This window comes from Oribacterium sp. (assembly GCF_057249185.1).
In genome coordinates, this window is record NZ_DBHIGR010000066.1 from 1 (window position 1) to 10,683 (window position 10,683).

Annotated in this window: 12 protein-coding genes; all 12 read right to left on the bottom strand. The window is 42.9% G+C overall.

Translation table 11 applies throughout. From position 1 onward, the window contains the following. Positions 1-204: 204 nt before the first annotated feature. The 12 genes from ACO4PX_RS05255 to ACO4PX_RS05310 all read right to left on the bottom strand — a co-directional run bounded on the left by ACO4PX_RS05255 (position 205) and on the right by ACO4PX_RS05310 (position 10,553). Positions 205-1,416 carry an FprA family A-type flavoprotein gene (locus tag ACO4PX_RS05255; protein ID WP_308580493.1) on the bottom strand — a complete coding sequence of 404 codons (1,212 nt, stop codon included), beginning with the start codon at positions 1,414-1,416 and terminating at the stop codon, positions 205-207. A gap of 3 nt (positions 1,417-1,419) precedes the next feature. Continuing rightward, the gene (gene rd, locus ACO4PX_RS05260; RefSeq protein ID WP_183684051.1) at positions 1,420-1,584 is read right to left on the bottom strand and encodes a rubredoxin; all 165 of its coding nucleotides are present in this window, start codon (positions 1,582-1,584) and stop codon (positions 1,420-1,422) included. Positions 1,585-1,817: 233 nt separating this feature from the next. Next, on the bottom strand, positions 1,818-2,000 hold the full coding sequence (gene rpmF / locus ACO4PX_RS05265) for a 50S ribosomal protein L32 (RefSeq protein WP_007156060.1): 183 nt from the start codon (positions 1,998-2,000) through the stop codon (positions 1,818-1,820). Positions 2,001-2,144: 144 nt separating this feature from the next. Then, positions 2,145-3,341 (bottom strand): acetate/propionate family kinase, encoded by a 1,197-nt coding sequence (locus ACO4PX_RS05270; RefSeq protein WP_485534727.1) that lies wholly within the window; start codon positions 3,339-3,341, stop codon positions 2,145-2,147. Positions 3,342-3,356: 15 nt separating this feature from the next. Beyond that, positions 3,357-4,367: a phosphate acetyltransferase gene (gene pta / locus ACO4PX_RS05275; protein ID WP_485569809.1), complete on the bottom strand. Its 1,011-nt coding sequence runs from the start codon at positions 4,365-4,367 to the stop codon at positions 3,357-3,359. Between the two features lie 141 nt (positions 4,368-4,508). After that, a complete protein-coding gene (locus ACO4PX_RS05280) occupies positions 4,509-4,841 on the bottom strand; it encodes a cyclic-di-AMP receptor (protein WP_007156056.1) in 333 nt (110 codons plus the stop codon). A 30-nt stretch (positions 4,842-4,871) separates the two neighbouring features. Further along, positions 4,872-6,008 (bottom strand): nucleotidyltransferase family protein, encoded by a 1,137-nt coding sequence (locus ACO4PX_RS05285; RefSeq protein ID WP_485571836.1) that lies wholly within the window; start codon positions 6,006-6,008, stop codon positions 4,872-4,874. 2 nt (positions 6,009-6,010) lie between these two features. Next, positions 6,011-6,787 carry an MBL fold metallo-hydrolase gene (locus tag ACO4PX_RS05290; protein WP_485571838.1) on the bottom strand — a complete coding sequence of 259 codons (777 nt, stop codon included), beginning with the start codon at positions 6,785-6,787 and terminating at the stop codon, positions 6,011-6,013. Beyond that, positions 6,756-7,340, bottom strand: a complete 585-nt coding sequence (gene coaE, locus ACO4PX_RS05295) for a dephospho-CoA kinase (protein ID WP_485571840.1) — start codon at positions 7,338-7,340, stop codon at positions 6,756-6,758. Before coaE ends, ACO4PX_RS05290 begins: the two co-directional genes overlap by 32 nt. Then, positions 7,337-7,600 carry a hypothetical protein gene (locus tag ACO4PX_RS05300; RefSeq protein WP_485571842.1) on the bottom strand — a complete coding sequence of 88 codons (264 nt, stop codon included), beginning with the start codon at positions 7,598-7,600 and terminating at the stop codon, positions 7,337-7,339. Before ACO4PX_RS05300 ends, coaE begins: the two co-directional genes overlap by 4 nt. Then, positions 7,601-10,207 (bottom strand): DNA polymerase I, encoded by a 2,607-nt coding sequence (polA, locus tag ACO4PX_RS05305; RefSeq protein WP_485571844.1) that lies wholly within the window; start codon positions 10,205-10,207, stop codon positions 7,601-7,603. It abuts the gene before it with no gap. A 10-nt stretch (positions 10,208-10,217) separates the two neighbouring features. Further along, complete coding sequence (locus ACO4PX_RS05310) at positions 10,218-10,553, bottom strand: anti-sigma factor (RefSeq protein ID WP_007156050.1); 336 nt, start codon at positions 10,551-10,553, stop codon at positions 10,218-10,220. Between the last annotated feature and the right edge of the window lie 130 nt (positions 10,554-10,683).

Consider the following 10,683-nt stretch of genomic DNA (forward strand, 5'->3'; position numbering starts at 1 on the left):
CTAAGCGAAAAACTGCGTTTCTCTTGTTTTTCGCAAGTACCGTCGGGCTCAGACTGCCTCGTATTCAGACCTATATTGCCGAAAATTTCTATTTTTGATTTTTAAAACCCTTTTTTCCGCGTTAAAGCTTAATGAATACACTCCGGAAACAGATGATATATCCGGCTTTTCCGATTCATCAGAAAACTCGGTATTGTGCAAGTTTTATTCTTTTCCTAATACGGAATCAGCTACCTCATCAGCCAATTTCTCTAAAGCGCTGCGATCCACGGATGCGGACTTTACAGTAAGAATGTCGCCGATATAGCTCATATTTTTCATCTCATCAAAGGCTTTCTTCATCAGCTTACCGCTTTGAGGAGCCCAGCTTCCATTTTCTAAAATAGCAATCTTTCGATTCTGCACATTCAGATTCTTCATGTCGGTAATGAGATTTTCCATCTTCGGAAAAAGGTTATTGTTATAAGTTGTTCCCGCAAATACCAGATGACTGGCACGGAAACATTCTGCAATGCAATAGGATACATCCGTCTTGGATACATCGTAGGCTTTGATGTTCTTAACTCCGCGAATACCAAGCTCTAATGCAAAATGGTCTACCACGGTTTCTGTATTGCCATAAACGGAATTATACAGAATCACAACGGCCTTCTCTTCCGGAAGATAACGGGACCATTTGTCATATTTATCAATGATAAAAGAAAGGTCTTCCGTCCAAATCGGTCCATGTAAAGGACAAAGCATCTCTACTTCCAGACTTAAGGCCTTTTTTAAAGCCGCCTGGGTTTGAGGGCCGTATTTTCCAACAATATTGGAATAATAACGTCTGGCATCATCCAGAAAATCCTTATCCTTGTATCTTTGCTCGTGGGCAAGGATATTGCCGTTGTTGCAACCAAAAACGCCAAAGGCATCCGCAGAGAACAAGGTCTTGTCCGTCATATCATAGGTAAACATAACCTCAGGCCAGTGTACCATAGGTGCAAAGACAAACTTAAGGGTATGTCTTCCAACAGAAAACTCATCGCCTTCCTTTACTTCCACTTTTCTGTCTGCAGGAATAGTCATCTGATAAAACTGATCCAGCATCTGAAAAGTTTTAGCATTGGAAATAATGGAAAGCTTTGGATATTTTTCGTACAAGTCCTGAATGCTCCCGCAATGATCCGGCTCCATATGATTAATTACCAGATAATCCAAGGTCTTTCCCGCAAGGGCAAACTCTATATTCTCAATAAAATGGCGAGAAACGGTTTGGTCGCAGGTATCCAACAAAACGGTCTTTTCATCCAGTAAAAGATAGGAATTATAGCTTACCCCTCTGTCCAATGGAAACAAATTCTCAAACAGGTGCAGTCTTCTATCTTCTACTCCAACATATACTAAATCATCTCTAAGTTTTCTGCATGAATACATCTTTTACTCCTCTGATGGCTCGAACTGATCCTTTCCTACACCGCATAAGGGGCAAAGAAAATCTTCAGGAACATCTTCCCAAGCTGTTCCCGCTGCAACATTTGCACTTTCCTCTCCTACTTCAGGATCATAGATATAACCACATACTGTACATACATATTTCTTCATGATATTCTCTCCTTTTTCTTTAAACTTAAGTGTTAAGCTTACGCTCGAAGGGTAGTTTATCATTAGATTGTGCACAAGTCTAGTAATTTTAGGAATTATTTTTGTTTTTCCCTAAAAACAGAAAAGAGAGCTCAAACCATTCTACTATTTCTATACGAAAGTACCATAAATTCAGTTGTTACATAACTGTAAGCCATAAGAAAAGGAGCTTCTTATGAAGCTCCTTTTAACTCTTAGTCCTCTACAGTAATAATCTCGCGCTTATTATAAGAACCACAAGCCTTACAAACTCTGTGAGGCATAACCAATGCACCACACTTAGAGCACTTTACAAGGTTTGTTGCACCCATCTTCCAATTTGCTCTTCTGCTATCTCTGCGGGCTTTGGATGATTTATTCTTTGGACAAATAGACATATTTACACCTCCTGTCTTAACCGAGTTTGAATCGGTGAATTTGGGCTATGCTTTACATTAGAAAAACACACTCGTGTAAAGATACACTAGTTTTCCATAAAATGCAAGCAAAATCTAAAGGAAAGCGAAAAAATTATGCCTAATTTAAGCTTCAATCAAACGCTTTGTATCTCTTGCGATAGCCAACTCTTCATTGGTAGGAATCAAGAAAATCTTAACCTTGGAATCATCGGTGGAAATTAAACGCTCTTTTCCGCGAACATCGTTTCTTTCCGGATCAATCTTTGCACCAAGATAGCCTAAATACTCCTCAACCACGAGCTGTCTTGTTACCTTGTCATTCTCTCCTACACCTGCGGTAAAGGAAATGGCATCCACACCGTTCATGGCAGCAGCATATGCTCCAATATACTTAGCTACTCTGTAGCGGAAAGCATCAAGAGCCACTTTAGCCATATGATTGCCTTCTTCTGCAGCCTTCTCAATATCACGGAAGTCGGAGGAAATACCGGTCATTCCCAATACACCGGACTTCTTATTTAAAATGTTCAAAACTTCATCAGCAGTCTTGTTCTCGTGGTTGGCAATAAACTGGATTACACCGCCGTCAATATCACCGGAACGGGTACCCATAATTAAGCCCTCCAACGGAGTAAGTCCCATAGATGTATCCACAGCCTTACCGCCGATAGAAGCGGTAATAGAAGCACCGTTACCTAAATGACATACAATAACCTTTGCCTTTTCAGGATCCAAACCGCCGAAACGAATGGTTTCCTGAGAAACGTAGGCATGGCTGGTTCCGTGGAAGCCGTAACGACGAATGGCATACTTATCATAGTATTCCTTAGGAATAGCATAGTAATATGCCTTCTCCGGAAGAGTCATACCGAAGGTAGTATCGAAAACCGCTACATTCTTCTTACCGGGAACAACCTTCTCGCAAGCCTCGATACCCATAAGGTTCGCAGGGTTATGTAAGGGACCCAAGTCGAAGCACTCCCGAATAACCTTCTTTACTTCATCATTTACAATAATACTTTCCGTGAAACGATTGGAGCCGTGCAGTACACGATGTCCGATGGCACCGATTTCATCAACGGACTTAACCACACCATAGTCTCCGGTCAGTGCATCAAATACCAGCTTTACTGCTACAGAATGATCCGGAAGATCTGTTTCTACCACATAATCTTCTTTTCCGGGAACCTCATGCTTTAATCTGGAACCGGGAATACCGATTCTTTCGCAAAGTCCCTTGGCCATTACGGTCTCCCCTTCCATATCAATCAGCTGATACTTCAAAGAAGATGATCCACAGTTAATTACTAAAATTTTCATAGTTCCTCCCAATGATTAGTTATTATCGTAAAGTTGGCACTGCACTGCAGTAATCGCAACAACACCTACAATATCGGCAACATTGCAGCCACGGGATAAGTCATTAACCGGTCTGGCAATTCCCTGAGTCATAGGTCCATAGGCTTCAGCCTTTGCCAATCTCTGTACAAGCTTATAGCCGATGTTTCCTGCATCCAAATTCGGGAAAATCAAAGTATTGGCATGACCTGCCACCTTGGATCCGGGAGCTTTTAAGCTGGCTACAGACTCCACTAAAGCTGCATCCAACTGTAATTCTCCGTCTACCAAAAGATTCGGATTATTCTCCTTCACAATCTTGGTAGCATCCTGTACCTTGGTAACATCCGCATGCTTTGCAGATCCCATAGTGGAATAAGACAGCATAGCTACCTTAGGCTCTGCCCCTACCAAGAAACGGAAGGATTCTGCGGAAGACTCTGCAATAGCTGCCAGCTCTTCAGGAGTCGGGTTTTGATTTAAACCGCAATCAGAGAAGACAAAGGTTCCCTTCTCTCCGTATTCACAATCAGGAACAACCATAACAAAGAAAGCGGAAACAAGCTTTGTGCCCGGCTTGGTCTTTAAAATCTGAAGAGACGGACGGAGGGTATCCGCGGTAGAGTGGTTCGCTCCGGAAACTAAACCGTCAGCCTCTCCCTTCTTCACCATCATCACACCAAAATAGGTGTTGCTTTCTGTCAGAAGCTTTCTTGCCTCTTCTTCAGTCATTCCCTTTGACTTTCTAAGCTCTACCAGAGTGGAAACATAATCCTCCAACTTGGCATAGGTCTTCGGGTTTACAACTTCAATACCGGAAAGGTCTACTCCCCAGGCTTTGGCATCCTTCTCCACCTGCTCCTTCTCTCCAAGAAGAATCAGACGAGCAAATCCCTCTTTCTGAATCTGTTCTGCCGCCTGAAGAACTCTCTTGTCCTCAGATTCCGGTAATACGATGGTCTTCTGCTTTGCCTTTGCTTTTGCTTTTACATCCTCAATAAATGACATATTCTCTCCTTTTTCTGACATGATAAAACTCTTCCTTGCCATTATAGCAAAGGAAGAGAGAGGAAAAAAGGGAAGTTCTAAAGAACATTGCATATTTTTGTATACTATATTCAATATCCTTCCCTTTTAATTAAACATATTTTAGTATTTTTCGAAACGTTCCAAAGGAACAACCATAATGGTTGCCCCGCCAATCTCCACATTCATGGGCATGGTGGTGTAATTCATCAGACTGGAACCGGAAACATAGGGCATGTTAACAGTGATTTCCTGACGACTTCCGCTTTGCTGTTTAATGATATCAATACACTGTTCCAGCTGTTCGTCCTGAAGGGCGATCATCAAAGTAGTACTTCCCTTTCTTAAAAAGCCACCTGTCGTAGACAGTCTGGTTACCGTAAAGCCTTCCTGCATTAAAGCGGAAGTTACATCATCTTCATTATCGTTCCGTATTATGGCATAAACCAGCTTCATTCTTACTACCTCCTTATTATCTCTATACTATCACAATTTTATGAACTTTTCACGTCGTTCTTCTCTTCCCGTCAGGTAGATTTCCTGAAATAATTGTCCCGCAAATAAATCCCACTTCATCAGCCTTAATTCCTCCCATTCCGGATGCTCCTTCAGAGCATTTCCCAATCGAAAAATGCTGTTGGGAGGAAGGTAGGACAGCAAATCTCTCCCTAAACTGCTTGCGGCCAAAATTCTGTAATAGGGAGAGCGCTTTTCCAATTCTTCCCTTGCTTCCTCTTCTTTTATATCCAAAAGAATATGTAGTAGAGACCTGCTTACTCTGCTATAGGTATAGTTTTTTCCTTTAAGATATTGAATCCACCGGGTAAGAGGAAGCTTTTCCGTAAAAGAAGCTTCTATTCGATTTGCCAGATCAGGAGATACATCCCAAAAGGAGTCCAAGGCGATCCGATCTCTTTTTAATTCCATAAGGCTAAAACGTAGAAAAGGATAGAGCTTTTCTGCTTCCGTATAACAACGGTGATCGCATTCCTTTCCGCAGCTTTCCCGAATATCCTTCCGGATACTGTGGGCAGAGCTAAGGTGAAGATTTCTCGGGATAATCCCTACTTCCATGGAAGAATGCAGTTTCTCTAAAGCCATTAAATAGGAAATTCCCAAACCGTCATTGGCCAAAATTTTTCCCGGAAAAAAAGCTTCCAAAGCCATTTCTCTTGCCTTGGGATAGGAATTTCCCTTCGCCATATAGTCCTTTAATTTCTTTTGATATTCCTCTTCCTGCCCCTCTTTCTCCCGAAGAAAAAACTTGGCAAGGCTTCTAAGCCGATTTAAATCGTAGGACTCCGAGCCGAAAACCAATATATCCACAAAGGAAAGCTCTTCCAAAATCTTGATGGCTCCGTAAGCAAAATATTCGCTGGATGCCAGGGAATACAGAACCGGCAGTTGGATAACAAGGTCTATTCCCTTGTTTACCGCCTTCTCCGCCCTTTCAAATTTTGAAAAAAAAGCGGGTTCTCCCCTTTGTACAAAGTCTCCCGACATTACCGTTACAATATACTCCGCCTGAAAATCCTGCCGAATTCCCCGGAGTAAGTATTCATGTCCCTTATGAAAGGGATTAAATTCACTGACTACGCCGGCTACCTTTTTCCCATTGATCATGATTACCACTCCACACAATCCGATAAACCGGAACGTTTTGCCAAAGCTATCTCCAAATCCGGCTCCTTTACCTCTTTTTTCACGGTAGCCAAAGCCAGGTCCGGATCATTGTTTTCCGCACTGAGATGCCCAAGAAATACTTTTTTTAAGTCGGGATGTACCAGTTCCTTTAACAACTCTCCACTATGAAGATTGGAAAGATGTCCTACATTGGATAAAATTCGTCTTTTCAAAGCCATAGGATAGGGGCCTCTTTCCACCATAGTGACATCATGATTGGCCTCCAAAAGAAGGACATCCAGATTTTGTAAATGAGAGACCGTATACTCATCATAACAGCCTAAATCCGTAACCACCGCTACGGATTTCTCGCCACAGCTCACCCGATAAGCCACCGGATCTCTGGTATCATGAGAAACACTGAAGGGCAAGACGGAAAGGTCTCCGATTTGAAAGCTTTTGTCCTTTAGAATAGGACGCAAAAGCTCCTTGGGAAACTCCTTCATGGCATCACAAAGTAAAATTCCCTGTAATGTGCCCAGAGTGGCATAAACGGGAATACCGTATTTTCTGCAAAGGCTCCCTATGGCCTTAATATGATCGATATGTTCATGGGTGACACAGATTCCCTCAATCTCTTTACAGGAAATATCCATGCTTCTTAATGCCGACTCTATACTCCGGATTCCCACTCCGGCATCCAAAAGGATGTGGTGTGTTCCGGAGGAAATAAAACTTACATTTCCGCTAGATCCGCTGGAAATACTGGCAAATCTCATCTCTTACTCTTTCTATACTCTCTTCTGTATTGATTACTAGCTGAGCCTTCTCCCGAAAGCGCTCAACGCTTTGGCTTTGAATAATCCGTAAGGCTTCTTCTTTATTCAGCCCCCGACTTTCTATCAAGCGTTGACAACGGCTTTCTTCCGATGCTTCCAGATAAAAAATCAGGTCGCATTGCAAAAGAAAATCCTGATTGGGTAAAGCCGTCTCCACCGCAAGCTTTTCTCCCAGTGCTCTTAGCCGCGCTATTTCTTTAGATACTTCTTGAAAAACCAATGGATGAATCAATTCTTCCAGATGCTTCTTTCTCTCCGGCTCAGTAAACAAAAGACTTCTAAGTCTTGGAAAGGATAAAGCTCCCTCCTTTGTAAATACCGAGTCAGGCAAAAGCTTTTTCATCTCTCTTAATACAGCTTCTTCTTGATATAATGCCTTAGCCAACTCGTCCATTCGCAAAATCCGATAGGAAAAGTCTCCTTGGAGGATGGAAAGTACGGTGGATTTTCCGCTGGCAATCCCGCCGATTACTCCAATGATTTCCTTCTTCACCCTTTCCGCCTTTCCCATTCTTCCATTAAATATACCCTGGCTTCTTCCAAACCTTCTTCCGTAAAGGGAAAGCTTTTATAGCTTTTCTCCTCTTCTTTCGTATACGCAAAGGCAAAGGGCTCCGGCCAGCAGGCTACCAACAAATGGTTCTCCCCTTCTTCCTTTTTTTCCATAAAATACCGCATTCCCTGAAAGGAGGCGGTATATCTTTCCTTTTTTAAAAAGCTAAGGGGCATTAAATCCTTCTTCTCAATTTCCATTTAGTGAGCCTCATCCCAGTTATTTCCTACAGTGGCCTCTACAATCAAAGGTACCGGCAGGGAAACCACATGTTCCATGGCGGAAACAAGAATATCCTTTACGGTCTCCAGCTCCTCCTTTACAACTTCCAATAAGAGCTCATCATGGATTTGAAGAACTATACGGCTTTGACAGTTATTTTCCGCCAGTTTCCGATCCACCATAACCATGGCTTTTTTGATAATATCCGCCGCGGTACCTTGAATAGGAGCGTTCATGGCTACACGTTCACTAAAGCTTCTTCTCATAAAGTTGGAGGCATGAATCTCCGGTAAAGGTCTGCGTCTGCCGAAAAGAGTCTTCACAAAGGAATGTTCTCTGGCAAAGGCTACTTCTCCGTCTAAATATTCCTTAACCTTGGGATAGCTTGTGAAATAGCGCTCGATATACTCCTTGGCCTCCTGTCGGGAGATGCTTAATCCCTCGGAAAGCCCAAAGGCGGATATGCCGTATACAATACCGAAGTTCACCGCCTTGGCATTTCTTCTAAGCTCCGGCGTTACTTCTTCCAAAGGCACATGAAACACTTCTGATGCTGTTACTCTGTGAATATCCGCATCCTTCCTGTAGGCTTCAATCAGTTTTTCATCCTTGGACAGAGAAGCTAAAAGTCTAAGCTCCACCTGAGAATAGTCCGCATCCAGAAAAACCGATCCCTCCTTGGGAATAAAGACGGAACGGAATACCCTTCCCATCTCCGTACGAATCGGAATATTCTGTAAATTCGGTTCAGTGGAAGAAAGCCTTCCTGTTGCAGTTACCATCTGCTGGAAGCTTCCATGGATTCTTTGATCCTCTCCCACATAATTACTTAGTCCCTCCGCATAGGTGGAGTTTAACTTGGAATAGGTTCTGTATTCCAGGATTTTCCCTACAATAGGATAGTCTTCCTGTAATTTTTCCAAAACATCCACCGCGGTGGAATATCCGGTCTTCGTCTTCTTTCCACCGGGTAGCTGCATTTTCTCAAATAGGATTACCCCCAGCTGTTGAGGAGAATTAATATTGAACTCCTCCCCTGCCATGGCGTAGATCTCTTCCTGGAGCATTGCAATTTTCTTTTTCAGCTCTTCTCCGTAGGACAGAAGGGCTTCCTTATCCACTAAAATTCCCGCCTTCTCCATACGGAAAAGAACGGGCACCAAAGGCTCCTCCACATCATGATATAAGTCCCACTGCTCTGTCTCCTTCAGCTCTTGAAAAATTCTATCCTTGGCTTGCAGACAGACAAAGGCGGAGTACAATCCCTCTTCAGCAGGATTTTGAAGCTCCTTCTTCCCGGGCAGCACAAGGTCCATATAATCTAGGGCTAAATCATCATAGGCATAGGAATCCTTTAAGGGATTTAAAAGATAAGCGCCAAGAGCCAGGTCATGAATTTCTCCCTCTAAAAGCCCCTCCCAAAGATGATACTGTTCCTTTAATTGCAGGGTAAAATATTCTCCCTCCTTGAACAGCTCTTTAAGATCCTCTTCACAAAGGGATAGTGGAATCCGATAGAGCCTTGTGTCGGAAAGACAGAGATACACATATGGCTTTTTCTCCTCGGAGGAATCTGCTTGCAGAAAAATTCCGGCTGTTTTTTGTTTTTTTGCATCCTTAAAGGCAATTTTGGCAAGATAAGGATCTTCCACATCCTTCCAGGCCGGAAGACTCAGATTTTTCTCCGTTGTAGTCTCCGCCTCTTCAAAGCGGGAATAAAGGGAACGGAATTCCCACTTTCGAATCAATTCCTTACTTTCGGAATTGGCATAGTTTTCCCACTTACAATCGGAAAAGTTCAAGGTGATGGGCACATGGATATTGATGGTGGCAAGCTCCTTGGAGAGCTTTGCCAGTTCAAAATTCTCCTTAAGATCCTTTCCGGCACTTGGTTTTCTGGGCACCTTGAATTCAGGATCCTCTGCGTGAGCATAGGCCTCTTCAATACTTTTATATTTTTGGATAATCCATGTGGCGGTTTTTTCTCCCATTCCGGGAACTCCCGGAATATTGTCGGAGCTGTCTCCCATAAGAGCCTTCAAATCAATAAACTCTAAAGGACTTACCCCCCATTCCTCCTCCACATCCTTAGGATAATAGGAGTAAACCTTGGTCTCTCCCTTGGAGGTTTTGGGGATGCTGATTTTAATATGTTCATCGGAGAGCTGTAAAAGGTCCCGATCTCCGGAGACCACCACAACTTCCTTTCCCTCTGCCTGCATTTGCTTGGCAACGGTGCCCAGAATATCATCCGCTTCAAAGCCCTCCATCATCAGGAGGGGCATATGCATTTTCCGTAAAAGCTCCTGCAATAAAGGAACCTGTTCCTTCAGCTCCTCCGGCATTCCCTTTCTGGTTCCCTTATATTCCGGGAAAAGCTTATGGCGAAATGTAGGTTTCGGTACATCAAAGGCCACCGCCACATATTCCGTTTCTTCCACCTCTATCTCTTTAAACAAAATGTTTAAAAAGCCATAGATGCCGTTAGTGGGAATTCCCTCTTTGTTGTTTAAAAATGGAACCCCGTAAAAGGCCCTGCTCAAAATACTATGACCATCGATTAATAAGATTTTCTCTCTTTTCAATGCCTTACTCCTATCCTATAAATCCGTACAAACTATACCAGGCAGAAAAGAAAACTGCCCAAAAAAGAAGGGAATGAACCACAATTCTTAATCCCCTGAAAAAATGGTTTTGGAAGATAAAAAAATTGGCTTCTTCTATTAAGTTTTGATAGGATTTTTCCAGCTGCAGTTCTTCCTGTTCTCCCTCCAGGCTCTGCAAACCCTCATAAATCATATGAGTAATTCTGAGCTCTTCCCGACAGTCTTTACAGGATTCCATATGTTCTAAAAAGGACTCACATTGCTCCTCTTCCCAGTTGCCCTGGATAAAATCATTAATATATTTTCTGGCCTCTAAACAATTCATTTTTCTCCCATTTTCTTGATAAAGGACTTGCAAAGAAAAGAAAAAAGTGGTAACCTAGGTTCTGTTCTTGCCGCCGTGGCGGAATGGCAGACGCACTTGACTCAAAATCAAGCGGGAAACCGTGCCGGTT

Bases quoted from the DNA above. Each gene is read 5' to 3' on its own strand.
- pta (WP_485569809.1), bottom strand. From the start codon at position 4,367: ATGTCATTTATTGAGGATGTAAAAGCAAAAGCAAAGGCAAAGCAGAAG.
- rpmF (WP_007156060.1), bottom strand. From the start codon at position 2,000: ATGTCTATTTGTCCAAAGAATAAATCATCCAAAGCCCGCAGAGATAGC.
- ACO4PX_RS05270 (WP_485534727.1), bottom strand. From the start codon at position 3,341: ATGAAAATTTTAGTAATTAACTGTGGATCATCTTCTTTGAAGTATCAG.
- ACO4PX_RS05300 (WP_485571842.1), bottom strand. From the start codon at position 7,600: ATGGAAATTGAGAAGAAGGATTTAATGCCCCTTAGCTTTTTAAAAAAG.
- ACO4PX_RS05255 (WP_308580493.1), bottom strand. From the start codon at position 1,416: ATGTATTCATGCAGAAAACTTAGAGATGATTTAGTATATGTTGGAGTA.
- rd (WP_183684051.1), bottom strand. From the start codon at position 1,584: ATGAAGAAATATGTATGTACAGTATGTGGTTATATCTATGATCCTGAA.
- ACO4PX_RS05280 (WP_007156056.1), bottom strand. From the start codon at position 4,841: ATGAAGCTGGTTTATGCCATAATACGGAACGATAATGAAGATGATGTA.
- ACO4PX_RS05285 (WP_485571836.1), bottom strand. From the start codon at position 6,008: ATGATCAATGGGAAAAAGGTAGCCGGCGTAGTCAGTGAATTTAATCCC.
- ACO4PX_RS05310 (WP_007156050.1), bottom strand. From the start codon at position 10,553: ATGAATTGTTTAGAGGCCAGAAAATATATTAATGATTTTATCCAGGGC.
- ACO4PX_RS05290 (WP_485571838.1), bottom strand. From the start codon at position 6,787: ATGAGATTTGCCAGTATTTCCAGCGGATCTAGCGGAAATGTAAGTTTT.